This is a genomic window from Escherichia sp. AM3 (assembly GCF_032029835.1).
Classification (GTDB): domain Bacteria; phylum Pseudomonadota; class Gammaproteobacteria; order Enterobacterales; family Enterobacteriaceae; genus Escherichia; species Escherichia coli.
In genome coordinates, this window is record NZ_JAVUPQ010000009.1 from 82,127 (window position 1) to 99,080 (window position 16,954).

General features: G+C 50.2%; 14 protein-coding genes and 1 pseudogene. 8 read left to right on the top strand and 7 right to left on the bottom strand.

Annotation, left to right across the window (positions count from 1 at the left end):
* Positions 1-32: 32 nt before the first annotated feature.
* Complete coding sequence (gene ehaB / locus RTW80_RS06495) at positions 33-3,035, bottom strand: autotransporter adhesin EhaB (RefSeq protein ID WP_033549268.1); 3,003 nt, start codon at positions 3,033-3,035, stop codon at positions 33-35.
* A gap of 525 nt (positions 3,036-3,560) precedes the next feature.
* Between ehaB and hemB the strand changes: the two genes are divergently transcribed.
* Positions 3,561-4,535, top strand: coding sequence for a porphobilinogen synthase (gene hemB / locus RTW80_RS06500; protein ID WP_001300813.1), 975 nt, complete (start codon positions 3,561-3,563; stop codon positions 4,533-4,535).
* Between the two features lie 157 nt (positions 4,536-4,692).
* Here the strand turns inward: hemB and tauD are convergent, their stop codons facing one another.
* From tauD to tauA, 4 genes are read right to left on the bottom strand one after another with little or no spacing between them, the layout of a single operon-like run.
* Positions 4,693-5,544, bottom strand: a complete 852-nt coding sequence (tauD, locus tag RTW80_RS06505; protein WP_063119226.1) for a taurine dioxygenase — start codon at positions 5,542-5,544, stop codon at positions 4,693-4,695.
* The gene (tauC, locus tag RTW80_RS06510; protein WP_000114586.1) at positions 5,541-6,368 is read right to left on the bottom strand and encodes a taurine ABC transporter permease TauC; all 828 of its coding nucleotides are present in this window, start codon (positions 6,366-6,368) and stop codon (positions 5,541-5,543) included. The genes tauD and tauC overlap by 4 nt, the downstream gene beginning before the upstream one ends.
* The gene (gene tauB, locus RTW80_RS06515) at positions 6,365-7,132 is read right to left on the bottom strand and encodes a taurine ABC transporter ATP-binding subunit (protein WP_000939399.1); all 768 of its coding nucleotides are present in this window, start codon (positions 7,130-7,132) and stop codon (positions 6,365-6,367) included. The genes tauC and tauB overlap by 4 nt, the downstream gene beginning before the upstream one ends.
* A 12-nt stretch (positions 7,133-7,144) precedes the next feature.
* The gene (gene tauA / locus RTW80_RS06520; RefSeq protein ID WP_001018416.1) at positions 7,145-8,107 is read right to left on the bottom strand and encodes a taurine ABC transporter substrate-binding protein; all 963 of its coding nucleotides are present in this window, start codon (positions 8,105-8,107) and stop codon (positions 7,145-7,147) included.
* A 615-nt stretch (positions 8,108-8,722) separates the two neighbouring features.
* Between tauA and RTW80_RS06525 the strand changes: the two genes are divergently transcribed.
* From RTW80_RS06525 to fghA, 7 genes and pseudogenes are all read left to right on the top strand, one after another.
* Positions 8,723-9,394: a PIG-L deacetylase family protein gene (locus RTW80_RS06525; RefSeq protein WP_000362027.1), complete on the top strand. Its 672-nt coding sequence runs from the start codon at positions 8,723-8,725 to the stop codon at positions 9,392-9,394.
* 9 nt (positions 9,395-9,403) lie between these two features.
* Positions 9,404-10,599, top strand: a pseudogene (locus RTW80_RS06530) (glycosyltransferase).
* Entirely contained in the window at positions 10,577-11,158 is a 582-nt protein-coding gene (locus RTW80_RS06535) for an acetyltransferase (protein WP_024194469.1), read from the top strand. Before RTW80_RS06530 ends, RTW80_RS06535 begins: the two are co-directional and overlap by 23 nt.
* Position 11,159: 1 nt before the next feature.
* Positions 11,160-11,933 carry a YaiO family outer membrane beta-barrel protein gene (locus RTW80_RS06540; protein WP_312718711.1) on the top strand — a complete coding sequence of 258 codons (774 nt, stop codon included), beginning with the start codon at positions 11,160-11,162 and terminating at the stop codon, positions 11,931-11,933.
* Between the two features lie 186 nt (positions 11,934-12,119).
* The gene (frmR, locus tag RTW80_RS06545) at positions 12,120-12,395 is read left to right on the top strand and encodes a formaldehyde-responsive transcriptional repressor FrmR (RefSeq protein ID WP_001141271.1); all 276 of its coding nucleotides are present in this window, start codon (positions 12,120-12,122) and stop codon (positions 12,393-12,395) included.
* 34 nt (positions 12,396-12,429) lie between these two features.
* On the top strand, positions 12,430-13,539 hold the full coding sequence (gene frmA, locus RTW80_RS06550; protein ID WP_000842100.1) for an S-(hydroxymethyl)glutathione dehydrogenase: 1,110 nt from the start codon (positions 12,430-12,432) through the stop codon (positions 13,537-13,539).
* A gap of 91 nt (positions 13,540-13,630) precedes the next feature.
* Positions 13,631-14,464: an S-formylglutathione hydrolase gene (gene fghA / locus RTW80_RS06555; protein WP_000419042.1), complete on the top strand. Its 834-nt coding sequence runs from the start codon at positions 13,631-13,633 to the stop codon at positions 14,462-14,464.
* 225 nt (positions 14,465-14,689) lie between these two features.
* Here the strand turns inward: fghA and RTW80_RS06560 are convergent, their stop codons facing one another.
* Positions 14,690-15,229, bottom strand: a complete 540-nt coding sequence (locus tag RTW80_RS06560; RefSeq protein WP_001096707.1) for a DUF2058 domain-containing protein — start codon at positions 15,227-15,229, stop codon at positions 14,690-14,692.
* A 101-nt stretch (positions 15,230-15,330) separates the two neighbouring features.
* Positions 15,331-16,542: a 3-(3-hydroxy-phenyl)propionate transporter MhpT gene (gene mhpT / locus RTW80_RS06565; protein WP_000107624.1), complete on the bottom strand. Its 1,212-nt coding sequence runs from the start codon at positions 16,540-16,542 to the stop codon at positions 15,331-15,333.
* Positions 16,543-16,954 lie beyond the last annotated feature (412 nt).

Here is a 16,954-nt window from a genome sequence, read left to right on the forward strand (position 1 = left end):
AAATTACCAGAATTTCTTCGGAGTGAAGAATATTACCAGGTATATTTAACACCCACGTTCGCGGACCAATCTTGATCTACGTCACCACCACCGAGGTAGTTAGCATCGGTATAGGCGCTGAAGTTCTTGGTGAAGCTGAACTGAGTACCCAGACCAACACGTACCGCAGACCCTTCAGTACCGTTATCGATGGAATCACCGTTCACATCGTTATCGTTGTTAGAGTCGTCGTAGACGTAAGCCAGTTTGAAGTACGGAGTCAGAGCCTGGTCTTCGCTGTAGGTGAAGGTATAACCTGCATCTACACCCAGTTCATAACGCATGCTGTCGTAAGACTGACCGTCAACTTTCATGTCGTTGCTCAGCTGGTAGTCATCACCAGACTGGAACAGACCAGAAATGCTGCCGTAAGGAGTCACATAACCAGCATCACCCAGTTTGAAGTCGTAACCGGCTTTCAAGCCGAAGCCCCAAGCGTCGGAGTTGGTGCTACCGTCAACGTAAGTACCGTTGCTCATGGTTGCAGACAGGTCGTTGTTGAAGTGAGAGTAGCTCAAGCTACCATCAACAAAGACGTTGTTCGCGAAGTGAGCAGAAGAGTAGATGTAGGCAGTCTGGCTGTCTTGATCTACCTGACCAGAACGGTCATTCATGTCACCTTTAGCGAAGCCTGCAGCCGCACCGACGATCCACTTAGCGTTGTTACCGTCAATTTTGGTATCAACACCGACCATGATGCCGTTAACATCCTGATCATAGTTGATGGTGCCGTTGTCGCCGTTGAAGTTACCACCGAAGTAGCTTACCCATGCGCCGCCGTTATCAGCCAGGCCATGACGAGAGTTGGTCAGACGAGTACCAACGGTGTCTTGTTCCAGGTTCCAGATATTGGTGTTCGCAGAAGGGATGCTCAGCGCCATGTTAGCGTAGTCGGTCAGCTCCATCTGTTGCAGAACAACGGTGTTACCGCGCTGTTCAGCCTGATAGGTGTATGCACCCAGGTCAGCTTTGTTAGCAGCAGAGAAGGTCGCGTTGCTATTTTTGTCGTTGACGTAGATCAGCTCGTTGCCGTTGTAGTCAGCGATAGAACCAGCACCAGTAGCGTTGTCGATACGAACTTTGTAGTTACCGGTTGCAGCTGCAACATGGTCACCGTTGTTATCAACTTCGTTCTGACCAGCTTCGATAGAAGCAGTGTTGTCGTTATCGCCGTTACCGTTAATGGTCAGGTGACCATCAGAGTTCATTGCGATTAAGCCATAACCGTAGTTTGACTTGGTAGTATCGTTGGTACGGTCGTTGGTCAGGTCTGCATCAAGTACGAAGCGGTTGCTTTCGATGTTGAACACACCAGCGTGAATGTTACCACTGGTATCAGTAGTGCTGGTCAGGTTCAGAGTATCAACCTGCAGAGCATTCGACGCAGTGTTACCTACATCCAGAATACCGTCGTTAGTCACTTTGATGTTGTTGGCATACAGAGCAGCATCACCTACAGCCCAACCAGCAGAAACTTCATCAGAAATGGTTACGGTACTGTTGTCGACAGTCAGTGAATCAGTTGCAACATGACCATCTTCGTTGATGTTCAGCGCAGAAAGACCTGTCAGAGAGATAGAGTCAGAAATCAGCGTTGAATCAGCAACATTAACAGTTGAACCACTGTTGATGCTCAGAGTATCAATCAGAGAAGTTTTGGTGGTATCCCACTGTGAACCGGTATTCAGGGTCACATTGAACAGACCGCTCTGGTAAACCTGATTACCAGTAATATGATCGAATTCACTGTAACTTGTATCATCGTTTTCAACACCAACGGTTGATAACGGCCACAGGCTATTATCCTCAATATCAATCAGAGTTGCAGTTGCCTCGGTGCCAACACCGTATGTAGCGATGTCACCTTTACCATCTCCATCAACATCAATAGAACCAGTTTGATGAACAGATTGTGCTGCCCCTACCCATTTACTACCGTTATTTAATGTCAGATCCAGGCGATCTGTTCCATCCCAACCGTTGGTGTCTACTTCACCATCAGCATCGCGATAACTATCTGCACCACGTGGGAAGAAGTTTTCATCAAAGTTGCTAGAGAAGATTACATCGCCCATCAAAGTAGAGTTACTAAAGTCAGCGGTGGTCTGCATAGCATTATCAGCATTCGGATGTGCAACTACAGCTAATGCAACATCATCCCAGCTTGCAATAGTGCTATCAGCAACACCATCTCCGTCAGTATCTACGGTGACAAAGTTAGATTTACCACTATAATCGCTGGCATTACCTGTATTACCGAACCAACCAGTAGTACCTTCATCAGACCATGAACCAGAGGTCACAGTAGAGTCTTTAACAGTGATGGTGTTGTTAAACACTTCGCTGCTGTTAACACCAGTGCTAACCGTGTTGTCGTCGATATCTTCCCACTCGTAACCCTGAGTCAGCGTAATACCCGCTACGTGAGAGTTATTAGAGATGGACAGATCAACTTCCTGATCCAGAGTGATGGCAGTACCGATGTTAAATACATTTACAACATGAGTGTCAGCGGCATTATTGTAGGTGCCGTTATATGTGTAGTGTTCGTAGTTGTCGTCGCTCGTTGAATTATCAACAGTCAGCGCCAGACGGTCATGGTAATAATCATTCGCACGTTCAGCACAATCAGTTGTCATGCACTCGGAATAAATCATACCGTGAATAGTGCTGTTTTTGATTGTCAGACTATTGGCGTTGGTATTGGTAGAAATACCGTCGTCCAGATAGTAGGTAGAAATCACGCCGTTAACAGTAGCGTTATTAATGACCGGGTAGATATCGCCGTTGTAATAACTATCAGCGGCATAGTTGTTCCAGCCTACATAACCATCATAGTAAACGTCATCAGCATAGGTGGCGTCGTTGTAGTGATGGAAAGTATTGTAAGTTTGACCAGAAATATCGTTGGTCGCTGCATTAGCCTGAGAGGTGATAGCCAGAGTGCAAGCCAATGCTAATTGTGATACTACAAGTTTCTTTTTCCAGGAGTGCATTTGTCATCCCTCCTCAGGGACGTAATAAGTTGATCCATCAATTATCAATGCATAGAAAACATATTATGTTTCGCGCTAACGATTATGCTGCGTTACAGACGAATGGTTCAATTATTCTTTCCCCTAAGTCCGAATGTGGACATATATAATTTATGGAGAAAAATACACATCAAATTGATAAAAACACCATATTTCAATATGTTGCAGATAATGTTATTTTTGAAACATACGCATCATAAATATCACAGACACAAACCAGACAAATATCCTATCAATATGCAACAAAGTTTTAATTATTCAATTTATAGCAGCACAACCAAACGCAAAAAAAAATAATAACCAAGAGCTATAAATAAAGATTAAAAATATTTTCAGTGAATATGAAATTATTGCTATTTCTATTACAAAGATGTCCTGGTCTCTCTTTCATTCTCTTCTTGTCAACATCACGACAACTTTCGTAAAACACTCCTGCCCCGCTTCAGGTATACTGTGCACCTTAATTCCACAAACATCAGGCAGACCATGACAGACTTAATCCAACGCCCTCGTCGCCTGCGCAAATCTCCTGCGCTGCGCGCTATGTTTGAAGAGACAACACTTAGCCTTAACGACCTGGTGTTGCCGATCTTTGTTGAAGAAGAAATTGACGACTACAAAGCCGTTGAAGCCATGCCAGGTGTGATGCGCATTCCAGAGAAACATCTGGCACGCGAAATTGAACGCATCGCCAACGCCGGTATTCGTTCCGTGATGACTTTCGGCATCTCTCACCATACCGATGAAACCGGCAGCGATGCCTGGCGGGAAGATGGACTGGTGGCGCGAATGTCGCGCATCTGCAAGCAGACCGTGCCAGAAATGATCGTCATGTCAGACACCTGCTTCTGCGAATACACATCTCACGGTCACTGCGGTGTGCTGTGCGAGCATGGCGTCGACAACGACGCGACTCTGGAAAATTTAGGCAAGCAAGCCGTGGTTGCAGCTGCTGCAGGCGCAGACTTCATCGCCCCTTCTGCCGCGATGGACGGCCAGGTACAGGCGATTCGCCAGGCGCTGGACGCTGCGGGCTTTAAAGATACGGCGATTATGTCGTATTCGACCAAGTTCGCCTCTTCCTTTTATGGTCCGTTCCGTGAAGCTGCCGGAAGCGCATTAAAAGGCGACCGCAAAAGCTATCAGATGAACCCAATGAACCGTCGTGAGGCGATTCGTGAGTCACTGCTGGATGAAGCCCAGGGCGCAGACTGTCTGATGGTTAAACCTGCCGGAGCGTACCTCGACATCGTGCGTGAGCTGCGTGAACGTACTGAATTGCCGATTGGCGCGTATCAGGTGAGCGGTGAGTACGCGATGATTAAGTTCGCCGCGCTGGCGGGTGCTATAGATGAAGAGAAAGTCGTGCTCGAAAGCTTAGGTTCAATTAAGCGTGCGGGTGCGGATCTGATTTTCAGCTACTTTGCGATGGATTTGGCTGAGAAGAAGATTCTGCGTTAATTTTGTTTCCTCTCAGAAAGGGGGAGTTAACCTGTTGAAAGTACGGTGAACGCCCCCTCACCCTAACCCTCTCCCCAAGGGGGCGAAGGGACTGTCCGTGCTCGCTTCATCTATATCACCGTTCTTTCGCCGCTCGAGGTGACCGTCCACTCTCGTATCACCCCGCCCGATAAAACGGTTTATCCCCAAGAATCGTCGCCCGATGCATAATCCGTCGCTGTGGCAGGTAATCGGCATTGGCATAGTGCTGGGTCACGCGGTTATCCCAAATCGCAATATCATTTGGTTGCCAGCGCCAGCGCACCTGAAACTCCGGTTTAGTGATATGAGCGAATAAAAAACTTAACAAGGCTTCGCTCTCTTTCTCGCTCACATCAACAATTCGCGTAGTAAAGCCTTCATTCACAAACAGCGCCTGTTTACCGCTCACCGGATGCGTTCGCACCACCGGATGTAGCAACGGCGGATTTTTCGCGACCGCCTCGCGCCAGCGTTGATGTTCCTCCTCGGTTTTGCGGTATTTGTATTCCGGGAACGATTTACGGAAATCATGCTCCGCACGCAGCCCGCTCAGCAGCTGGCGGAAGGGAACAGAGAGCGCCTCATAGGCCGCAATACCGCTGGTCCAGAGCGTATCACCGCCGGTCGAAGGTAACTCTTTAGCTGCCAGAATCGCCCCTGCGGGTGGCGTTTCAATAAATGTCACATCGGTATGCCAGTTGTCGTTATCCGGCAGATTATCGTTATGGGTATCCAGCACGATGATCTCGTCAACCCCTTCGGCATGAGGGTAAACAGGGTGAATATGCAGTTCGCCAAAACGCTGGGCCAGCGCGCGTTGCTGCTGCGGCGTAATAGCTTGATCGCGCAGAAATACCACCTGATGGCGCAGCACCGCATGGTAAAGCTGTTCAAACTGATTATCGCTTAACGGGCGCGTCAGGTCGGCACCCGAAATTTGTGCGCCGATATACGGCCCCAGCGGGGTAATGCTCAAACGTTCACTCATTGTACTTCTCCATGCCAGGGCGTCAGGCGGCGCTGTAATGCGCGCAGACCCAGTTCTAAAAGAAAGGCGATAATCGCAATCACCGCGATCCCCGCCAGCACCACGTCAGTCGCGAGAAATTCACCCGCTGACTGAACCATAAATCCTAAACCGCGCGTTGCGGCAATCAGCTCCGCCGCCACCAACGTAGACCAGCCCACACCCAGACCAATGCGTAATCCGGTGAGGATTTCCGGCAGCGCGCCGGGCAAAATGACAAACCACAGCACCTGCGCACGGCTGGCACCCAGCGACCGGGCGGCACGAATGCGAACCTGCTGCGCGCTTTTCACCCCCGCCAGCGCCGACATTGCCACCGGCGCAAAAATCGCTAAATAGATCAGTAAGATCTTCGAGGTTTCGCCAATACCAAACCAAATCACCATCAGCGGCAAATAAGCCAGCGGTGGCACCGGACGATAAAGCTCGATTATCGGATCCAGAATGCCGCGCACCGTCGGGCTTAGCCCCATGGCGATCCCGACCGGAATACCGATTACCACCGCCGCGAGTAGCGCCAGCACAATGCGCGTCAGGCTGGCGGCCAGATGCTGCCACAGCGTGGCGTCCATAAATCCCTGCGGCCCGGCAATGGTGAGCAGTTTTGCCAGTACCTGTTGCGGTGGCGGCAAAAACAGCGGGCTAATCAGTTGCAGCGCTGCGACTGCCCACCATACAGTGAGCAAAACCGCTAACGTGCCAATGCTTAAGGTCACCTGACGCGAGAGCGGCCAGCGCCATTTCAGCCGATGCGAATGCAGTTTTTCATTAATGAGCACACTCATGAGAACGCCTCCCGCTGCTCAAATACGCGGCTTAAAACATATTCGCGCATGGCGATGAATTGTGGATCGGACTTGATGCTGCGGCTCGACTCTCCCGCAACAAAGCGGCGAGCAAAGTTGAGCGGCAGCCGCTCCAGCACGCGGCCAGGGCCGGGTGAAAGCAGAACCAGTTCAGTCGCCATAAACACCGCTTCTTCTATATCGTGGGTAATCAACAGCACCTGCTTGCCCGTCTCCTGCCAGAGTTTCAGCAGCAGGGTTTGCATCTGGTCGCGGGTGAAGGCATCCAGCGCACCAAACGGTTCGTCGAGTAATAACAGCTGGGGATTTGCCGCCAGCGCGCGAGCAATGCCCACCCGCTGACGTTGACCGCCGGAGAGCTGCCAGATGTAGCGTTTTTCTGCTCCTTCCAGCCCCACTTTTTTCAGCATCTGGTGCGCGATTTCCAGTCGCTGCATTTTCTCTATACCTGCCAGTTGCAGGCCGAACGCCACGTTGTTCTGGACATTGCGCCACGGTAGCAGCCCTTCATTCTGAAAAACCACGCCGCGCTCTGCTCCCGGCCCCTCAATACGCTTACCCGCCAGTTGAATGCTGCCGTGCTGATAAGGCACAAAACCGGCAATCAGATTCAGCAGGGTGGTTTTACCGCAGCCGGACGGCCCCAGCACCACCAGTAGCTCACCGCTTTCCAGCGTCAGGTTGATATCTTCCAGTGCCGGTTTGCCGCCATAATTGGCGTAAAGATGAGAGATTTGCAGCATCTGCGCCTCCTTTTATTGCACGAAGCGCGAGGTAACGTACTGGCTGTAATCATTCGCTACAGCCGGGACCTTGCCCTGCTCTTTCAAAAACTGCGCGGTGTCGATGATCGCTTTGTTCACCGGTCCGGTCAGTTCTGCCGTTTGTTGCTGCGGCGTCAGATAGGTATTCCCCTTCACCAGCCCCGGAACGTCACCTTCAGGCACGCCGCTTAACCGCGCCAGTTTGCTGATGTTTTCCGGCTGTTTCAGCCACGCGTCTGGATTAGCAATGTACGGTTGCTGAGCATCGATGGCGCTTTTGGCGAACGCTTTCACCACCTCAGGATGTTTCTCGGCAAAATCTTTGCGCACCACCCAGACGTCCAGCGTTGGCGCACCCCACTGCCCGACCTGTTCAGAATCGGTCAGCACTTTGCCGTCTTTTTCCAGGGCGTTAACCGCCGGTGCCCAGACATAAGCACCATCAATATCTCCCCGCTGCCATGCAGCGATAATCGCGGGCGGCTGCAGGTTCACAATCTCCACTTGCCCAGGTTTAATGCCCCAGTGTTTCAGCGCTGCCAGCAGGCTGTAGTGGGTGGTAGAGATAAACGGTACGGCGATGCGTTTGCCAATCAGATCTTCCGGTTTGCTGATAGTTTTCTTTACCACCAGCGCTTCTGAGTTACCCAGTTTTGACGCCAGCAAGAAGACTTCAATCGGCACCTGTTGGCTGGCTGCAACCGCTAACGGGCTGGAACCAAGGTTGCCGATTTGCACGTCGCCAGAAGCCAGCGCCCGCACGATGCTGGCTCCGCTGTCAAACTTACGCCAGTCCACGGTTGCTCCGCTTTCTTTAGCAAAGGTGTTGTCGGCCTGAGCCACTTTCGCCGGTTCGGCTGAGGTTTGATACGCCACGGTGACGTTCACCGCCTGTGCCTGAAAAGCGATGAATGCCAGTGCGGCAAGAAGTGTGTTTCGCGATGAAATTGCCATGATTGTCTGCTCCCCTGTCTTGTTATGGGAGCAGTATTCAGGAATAAAAACATTCATTAAAAGAATTAGTCGTTATCGCACAGATGATTTTATTCTTAGCAAAAAAACGGCTAAGGAAAGATTAAATATGCAATTACTCCGTTCTAACAATTGGGAAAATTACTACACTTCATTTTAGTGATGCATAAACAACCACATTACGAGATTTATTACTTCATTATTTCTATCAATATCAATACATATAATAAAACTATTATATTCGCATTGTATATATCACTGTATCATTCTCAATCACTCGCATATTACATTCACATAATGTATATAAACAATGCTTGTTCACAGAACATATTTTTTAAATGCAATTAATTGACAAACTAAATCACATCTAAATACAATGTATAAAACAAAATAACTATACATACCAAACATACAAACACTTAACATATGAATTGCATAGAAACATTACCCAGTCGAACCCGCGGGTCTGAAAGCCCTTGCTTTTCAGTTATTAGCAACATTTAACATTTATAAATTAACATCTGGCTGCGCCAGAGATTACGTCTCTGAGTGCATCGTTGTGCTTGTAGTATAATAAATAAAATGGAGTGTCATTAAGTGGATAAGGTTTTAGATTCAGCCCTCCTTTCTTCGGCAAATAAAAGAAAGGGTATCCTTGCTATTGGCGCACATCCTGACGATATAGAATTAGGCTGTGGCGCATCGCTTGCTCGTCTTGCGCAAAAAGGAATTTATATCGCAGCCGTGGTGATGACTACCGGCAACTCTGGCACAGATGGAATAATCGATCGCCATGAAGAATCGCGCAACGCCCTAAAGATATTAGGGTGCCACCAAACTATTCATCTTAATTTTGCTGACACCCGCGCTCATTTACAGCTCAATGATATGATTTCCGCCCTGGAAGACATCATTAAAAATCAAATTCCTTCTGATGTTGAAATCATGCGGGTATATACCATGCATGATGCCGACCGCCATCAGGATCATCTCGCTGTTTATCAAGCTTCAATGGTTGCCTGCCGCACTATTCCACAAATTCTCGGCTACGAAACCCCAAGTACCTGGCTTTCATTTATGCCTCAGTTTTTTGAATCCGTTAAAGAAGAATATTTCACAGTCAAACTTGCTGCATTAAAAAAACATAAAAGCCAGGAACGACGCGATTATATGCGTCATGATCGCCTGCGTGCAGTTGCACAATTTCGCGGGCAACAGGTCAATAGCGATCTGGGTGAAGGCTTTGTAATTCATAAAATGATTCTTTGAGCAAATTGCATGAAAACCTGGATATTTATCTGTATGTCCATAGCAATGTTGCTATGGTTTTTAAGTACGCTAAGACGTAAACCCAGTCAAAAGAAAGGCTGTATTGACGCCATTATACCTGCGTATAACGAAGGCCCGTGTCTGGCGCAGTCACTGGATAATCTACTGCGTAACCCTTATTTTTGCCGGGTAATTTGCGTTAACGACGGCTCCACGGACAATACCGAAGCGGTCATGGCGGAAGTCAAACGCAAATGGGGCGACCGCTTTGTTGCCGTCACGCAAAAAAATACCGGTAAAGGTGGTGCGCTGATGAATGGCCTCAATTATGCCACCTGCGACCAGGTTTTTTTAAGTGATGCCGACACCTATGTTCCGCCCGATCAAGACGGAATGGGCTATATGCTGGCAGAAATTGAGCGCGGTGCTGATGCCGTAGGCGGCATTCCCTCTACTGCGTTGAAAGGCGCGGGGCTGTTACCGCACATCCGCGCGACCGTAAAGTTGCCGATGATTGTTATGAAGCGCACGCTACAGCAGCTCCTGGGCGGCGCACCGTTTATTATCAGCGGTGCCTGCGGAATGTTCCGTACTGATGTATTGCGTAAGTTCGGTTTCTCAGATCGTACTAAAGTCGAAGACCTTGATCTCACCTGGACATTAGTGGCAAACGGCTACCGTATTCGGCAGGCGAATCGCTGCATCGTATACCCACAGGAATGCAACAGTCCGCGTGAGGAGTGGCGTCGCTGGCGGCGTTGGATTGTGGGCTACGCGGTCTGTATGCGCCTGCATAAAAGGCTTTTATTTAGCCGCTTCGGTATCTTCAGTATATTTCCTATGCTGTTGGTTGTGATTTATGGCGTTGGGATTTATCTCACTACCTGGTTTAATGAATTCATCACCACCGGGCCGCATGGTGTGGTGTTGGCAATGTTTCCGCTTATTTGGGTCGGCGTAGTTTGTGTTATTGGTGCTTTTAGCGCCTGGTTTCATCGTTGCTGGTTGTTGGTGCCTTTAGCGCCGCTTTCCGTTGTGTATGTATTATTAGCTTATGCCATCTGGATTATTTATGGACTTATTGCCTTTTTTACTGGACGCGAACCTCAGCGCGACAAACCCACCCGCATTCCGCACTGGTGGAAGCGTCAACCGCTTATTCCCAACCTTCTGTCACAGGAACTGAAAAACTATCTGAAGCTTAATGTTAAAGAGAAAAATATTCAGATTGCAGACCAGGTAATTATTGATGAAACTGCAGGTGAAGTTGTTATCGGCGCGAATACCCGTATTTGTCATGGTGCCGTTATTCAGGGTCCGGTAGTGATTGGCGCAAACTGCCTGATAGGTAATTATGCGTTTATTCGTCCTGGCACAATAATCAGCAATGGTGTAAAAATTGGTTTTGCCACCGAAATTAAAAATGCGGTTATTGAAGCGGAAGCAACGATTGGTCCGCAATGTTTTATTGCCGACTCGGTAGTTGCAAACCAGGCATATTTGGGCGCACAAGTACGTACCAGTAATCATCGTCTGGATGAACAGCCTGTGTCTGTTCGAACTCCAGAGGGAATTATCGCTACCGGATGCGATAAATTAGGTTGTTATATCGGGCAGCGTTCACGCCTTGGCGTACAAGTTATAATTTTGCCTGGGCGAATTATTTCCCCGAACACGCAACTTGGCCCGCGCGTGATTGTAGAACGTAATTTACCTGCCGGAACTTATTCACTCCGACAAGAACTTATCCGTACAGGAGATTAAAATGATAAAACGGACGTTATTAGCGGCGGCCATTTTTAGCGCATTGCCCGCTTATTCCGGGTTAACTTCCATTACCGCGGGCTACGATTTTACCGATTATTCTGGCGATCATGGCAACCGTAATTTAGCGTATGCTGAACTGGTGGCGAAAGTTGAAAACGCAACGCTGCTTTTTAATCTTTCCCAGGGGCGTCGTGATTATGAAACTGAACATTTCAATGCCACTCGCGGTCAGGGTGCGGTCTGGTATAAATGGAATAACTGGCTGACAACCCGAACGGGTATTGCCTTTGCGGATAATACGCCGGTCTTTGCCCGCCAGGATTTTCGTCAGGATATTAACCTGGCCCTGTTGCCAAAAACGCTTTTCACGACCGGTTATCGCTACACTAAATATTACGATGATGTCGAAGTCGATGTCTGGCAAGGCGGCGTATCACTCTATACTGGCCCGGTGATCACCAGCTACCGCTATACCCATTATGACTCCAGCGATGCAGGTGGTAGTTATAGCAATATGATTTCCGTGCGTCTGAATGACCCGCGCGGCACTGGTTATACGCAACTATGGCTAAGCCGCGGAACAGGCGCTTACACCTATGACTGGACGCCAGAAACACGCTACGGCAGCATGAAGAGCGTCAGTCTGCAACGTATTCAACCGCTGACTGAGCAACTTAATCTCGGGCTGACGGCAGGTAAAGTGTGGTACGACACCCCAACCGATGATTATAACGGTCTGCAACTTGCAGCCCATCTGACCTGGAAATTCTGATTCCTTCTGCCGCCCGCTATCCGGGGCGGCCTTCCCTGCCGATTAGCCCCCCCCCTTTCCTCTTTGTTTTCCGACCACATTCACCGGATAAATTTTATTCTCCAGTGTTATATACTATAGGGGGGTATGCATTGACATATAGCATACCCCCCTATAGTATATTGCGTGCAGATAATGAGGTGCGAAATGCCCAGTACTCCGGAAGAGAAGAAAAAGGTCCTTACTCGAGTTCGTCGTATTCGAGGGCAGATTGATGCTCTGGAACGGTCGCTGGAGGGTGATGCCGAATGCCGTGCCATACTCCAACAGATCGCTGCCGTTCGGGGCGCGGCTAATGGGCTGATGGCAGAAGTGCTTGAAAGCCATATCCGGGAAACGTTTGACCGAAATGACTGCTACAGCCGCGAAGTCAGCCAATCCGTTGACGACACTATTGAACTGGTTCGAGCCTATCTTAAATAGCTGAATCTATTACCATATTGAGGAAGAGCGAGAGATGAAATCACGTGCTGCCGTTGCATTTGCTCCCGGTAAACCGCTGGAAATCGTTGAAATTGACGTTGCACCACCGAAAAAAGGTGAAGTGCTGATTAAAGTCACCCATACCGGCGTTTGCCATACCGACGCATTTACCCTCTCCGGGGATGACCCGGAAGGTGTATTCCCGGTGGTTCTCGGTCACGAAGGGGCCGGCGTTGTGGTTGAAGTCGGTGAAGGCGTAACCAGCGTCAAACCTGGCGACCATGTGATCCCGCTTTACACCGCGGAGTGCGGCGAGTGTGAGTTCTGTCGTTCTGGCAAAACTAACCTCTGTGTTGCGGTTCGCGAAACCCAGGGTAAAGGCTTGATGCCAGACGGCACCACCCGTTTTTCTTACAACGGGCAGCCGCTTTATCACTACATGGGGTGCTCTACATTCAGTGAATACACCGTGGTCGCGGAAGTGTCTCTGGCCAAAATTAATCCAGAAGCAAACCATGAACACGTCTGCCTGCTGGGCTGTGGCGTGACCACCGGTATTGGCGCGGTGCACAACACAGCTAAAGTCCAGCCAGGTGATTCTGTTGCCGTGTTTGGTCTTGGCGCGATTGGTCTGGCAGTGGTTCAGGGCGCGCGTCAGGCGAAAGCGGGTCGGATTATCGCTATTGATACGAACCCGAAGAAATTCGATCTGGCGCGTCGCTTCGGTGCTACCGACTGCATTAACCCGAATGACTACGACAAACCGATTAAAGATGTCCTGCTGGATATCAACAAATGGGGTATCGACCATACCTTTGAATGCATCGGTAACGTCAACGTGATGCGTGCGGCGCTGGAAAGTGCGCACCGCGGCTGGGGTCAGTCGGTGATCATCGGGGTAGCAGGTGCCGGTCAGGAAATCTCCACCCGACCATTCCAGTTGGTCACCGGTCGCGTATGGAAAGGTTCCGCGTTTGGCGGCGTGAAAGGTCGTTCCCAGTTACCGGGCATGGTTGAAGATGCGATGAAAGGTGATATCGATCTGGAACCGTTTGTCACGCATACCATGAGCCTGGATGAAATTAATGACGCCTTCGATCTGATGCATGAAGGCAAATCCATTCGAACCGTAATTCGTTACTGATTTCCCGCAGGTATACCCGTCCACTTCAGACGGGGTTCTTAATACTCTCCCCGGGCAGCCGTCCGGGGGATTAACCGTGAGATAATGACTGATGGAACTCATTGAAAAACATGCCAGCTTTGGCGGCTGGCAAAATGTGTATCGGCATTATTCCCAATCACTGAAATGTGAAATGAATGTCGGCGTCTATCTCCCACCAAAAGCCGCGAATGAAAAATTGCCGGTGCTGTACTGGCTTTCAGGCCTGACCTGCAACGAGCAGAATTTCATTACTAAATCGGGGATGCAGCGTTACGCGGCTGAGCACAACATTATTGTTGTTGCGCCGGACACCAGTCCGCGAGGCAGTCATGTCGCAGATGCTGACCGTTACGATCTCGGGCAAGGTGCCGGGTTTTACCTGAACGCGACGCAAGCGCCGTGGAATGAACATTACAAAATGTATGACTATATCCGCAACGAGCTGCCGGATTTAGTGATGCATCATTTTCCGGCAACGGCCAAAAAGTCTATCTCTGGTCATTCTATGGGCGGGCTGGGCGCGCTGGTGCTGGCGTTACGTAACCCAGATGAATATGTCAGCGTCTCGGCGTTTTCGCCCATTGTCTCCCCATCGCAAGTGCCGTGGGGACAGCAAGCCTTTGCTGCATATCTTGCTGAAAATAAAGATGCCTGGTTGGATTACGACCCGGTGAGTCTTATTTCACAAGGTCAACGCGTTGCGGAAATCATGGTTGATCAGGGGTTGAGTGATGATTTTTACGCAGAACAGCTGCGGACTCCAAATCTTGAAAAGATCTGCCAGGAGATGAATATCAAGACGTTAATCCGTTATCACGAGGGTTATGATCACAGCTATTATTTTGTCTCCAGTTTTATTGGCGAGCATATTGCCTACCACGCCAATAAACTGAATATGCGTTGATAATAGTGCACGACTGCCGGATGCGGCGTGAACGCCTTATCCGGCCTACACTTCGCCCGTAAACCGTAGGCCTGATAAGACGCGCAAAGCGTCGCATCAGGCATGGCGCACGACTGCCGGATGCGGCGTGAACGCCTTATCCGGTCTACACTTCGCCCATAAACCGTAGGCCTGATAAGACGCGCATAGCGTCGCATCAGGCATCTGCGCACGACTTATCTATGTTTACCACATCAAATCATCAGGCACTTTGAAGTCGGCATACGGATCGTCTTCATCCTGCTCTTCGGCACTGAGCGCGCTGTGCAACACAATACTGCTGGCATCACGCTGAGCAATTTTATCGGCAACACTGGCGGGAATAATGGTGTATTCACCTTCGCTATTGTTATCGACCAACAAGCGGGCAATCGCCAGACGACCATTAATCAACTGCGCCTGTGTGAGCTTATCGACAAAAATCTTCTTAATCAGATTGCCGTCAGTGAAGTTAAAACCAATATCGCCATTGGCAATGGTGATTCGGTTCATTTCAATGAGCTGCTTCACCTGGGCTTTATATTCTTTCGCCAACGCCGCTTGTTTTTGCTGTTCGCTAAGCTGTTTATCACGCTCAAGCTGTGCCTTTTTATTTTCTTCTACCGCCGCCCGAGCTTCACGCGCCTGAACGCGCGATTTTTTCGCCGTTCTCTCCACCTTCGCCGCTTTTTTGCTGGTGACTAATCCTGCTTTGAGCAACTGCTCTTGTAAGGTAAGTTTTGCCATCTTTGTTTCCAAACCCGCTGAATAATTTTTAGCGAGTATACCTGTAAACGCCGTGGGTGTATTGGGGGCAAGTCCCTTTCGCCCCTGCTTAATAAGGCGCGTCAGGCATCGGCACACGGCTGCATTCTTGATCTCCGACTCATCAAAATAAACACCGCCAACCCAGCAACAAGAATACCCGGTGCAGAAGCGGCCATTACGCCGACCGTGCCAGTGCCTAATGCCAGCATTTTCCCGGCCAGTAACGGACCGCTCATAGCCCCCAGACGCCCTACCGCCACGGCTGTTCCCACACCTGTTGCGCGGATCTGCGAACTGTAAAACAACGGTGCCAGGGCATACAAAACGCTTTGCCCACCTGTCGCAAACAACCCCGCGACAAATCCCGCCAGCAACATACCGTTAAATGACGACACCGTTCCAAGCGCCAGCAGCGAAGCTAACATGCCACTATAAATCAGTAGCGACATGGTTACTGGACGCAGCTTATCCATCAATGCGCCCAACATTAACGTCCCGCTTGCCGCCCCCATTTGCAGGGCAAACATCACCCCTGCCGCCTGCGATGGCTGGAATCCTTGCTCCACCAAAAGTAGCGGTAGCCAGTTGATCAACATATAAACCACCAGCAGAGTGAAGAAATAACACAACCACAGCAGCAGCGTCGCGGTTGCCGTTTCTGGCGCAAATAAGGCACGCAGTGGTGGCGCAGCCTGTTTTTCGCCAGCGAAAACCGCTGACTCCGGCAGCCAGCGCATTAATAGCGGCACCAGAATCAACGGCACCACACCACCTACCCAAAACACCGTTTGCCATGCTAAGTTTGCCCCCGCGAAACCCAGTGTCGCCGCCAGCGCCGCGCCAATGGGAACACCGCAATACATCAGGCTCACTGCCGTCCCACGAAAACGTGGACCCGCGGCTTCAGACGTCAGGGCGATAAGATTCGGCAACGCCGCCCCCAGCCCGACACCGGTCATCAGCCGCGCAAAGACCAGTGAGGGGAAATCCCAGGCAATCGCCGTTGCCAGTGAGAACAAACCAAACAGCGCAACTGAGCCAATCAAAATACGCTTACGACCATAACGGTCTGCCAGCATCCCGCCAACCAACGCGCCGGGTAGCAAACCGAGTATTCCGGCGCTAAATATCCAGCCCATTTGCATTTTATCGAGTGCGAAAGCCTGGGCGATGCCACCCGCCGCAATGCCAGCCGCCTGAAGATCCAGCCCTTCCATCAGAGCGACCAAAAAACAAAGCCCGATGGTCAGCATCAGGCGGGATGAAGATGATGAAGGGGTACGAGTCGACATAAGATGAACCTCGTTGCGAGTGCAGGTGAATCGCGACTGATACATTGCCAGCCGCGTAATCAGAACTATTTAATGACTGCCTACGGGCGAAATGTAGGCCGGACAAGACGTTTATCGCATCCGGCAGTCGTGTGCAGATGCCTGATGCGACGCTAACGCGTCTTATCAGGCCTACAAATTCCCGCGCCATCCGTAGGCCGGATAAGGCGTTTACGCCGCATCCGGCAGTCGTGCGCAGATGCCTGATGCGACGCTAACGCGTCTTATCAGGCCTACAAATTCTCGCGCCACCCGTAGGCCGGATAAGGCGTTCACGCCGCATCCGGCAGTCGTGCGCAGATGCCTGATGCGACGCTAACGCGTCTTATCAGGCCTACAAATTCCCGCGCCATCCGTAGGCCGGATAAGGCGT

Excerpts from the sequence above, each read along its gene's own strand:
- ehaB (WP_033549268.1), bottom strand. The coding sequence starts at position 3,035 with ATGCACTCCTGGAAAAAGAAACTTGTAGTATCACAATTAGCATTGGCT.
- tauC (WP_000114586.1), bottom strand. The coding sequence starts at position 6,368 with ATGAGTGTGCTCATTAATGAAAAACTGCATTCGCATCGGCTGAAATGG.
- tauB (WP_000939399.1), bottom strand. The coding sequence starts at position 7,132 with ATGCTGCAAATCTCTCATCTTTACGCCAATTATGGCGGCAAACCGGCA.
- tauD (WP_063119226.1), bottom strand. The coding sequence starts at position 5,544 with ATGAGTGAACGTTTGAGCATTACCCCGCTGGGGCCGTATATCGGCGCA.
- frmA (WP_000842100.1), top strand. The coding sequence starts at position 12,430 with ATGAAATCACGTGCTGCCGTTGCATTTGCTCCCGGTAAACCGCTGGAA.
- frmR (WP_001141271.1), top strand. The coding sequence starts at position 12,120 with ATGCCCAGTACTCCGGAAGAGAAGAAAAAGGTCCTTACTCGAGTTCGT.
- fghA (WP_000419042.1), top strand. The coding sequence starts at position 13,631 with ATGGAACTCATTGAAAAACATGCCAGCTTTGGCGGCTGGCAAAATGTG.
- mhpT (WP_000107624.1), bottom strand. The coding sequence starts at position 16,542 with ATGTCGACTCGTACCCCTTCATCATCTTCATCCCGCCTGATGCTGACC.
- tauA (WP_001018416.1), bottom strand. The coding sequence starts at position 8,107 with ATGGCAATTTCATCGCGAAACACACTTCTTGCCGCACTGGCATTCATC.
- RTW80_RS06540 (WP_312718711.1), top strand. The coding sequence starts at position 11,160 with ATGATAAAACGGACGTTATTAGCGGCGGCCATTTTTAGCGCATTGCCC.
- RTW80_RS06560 (WP_001096707.1), bottom strand. The coding sequence starts at position 15,229 with ATGGCAAAACTTACCTTACAAGAGCAGTTGCTCAAAGCAGGATTAGTC.
- hemB (WP_001300813.1), top strand. The coding sequence starts at position 3,561 with ATGACAGACTTAATCCAACGCCCTCGTCGCCTGCGCAAATCTCCTGCG.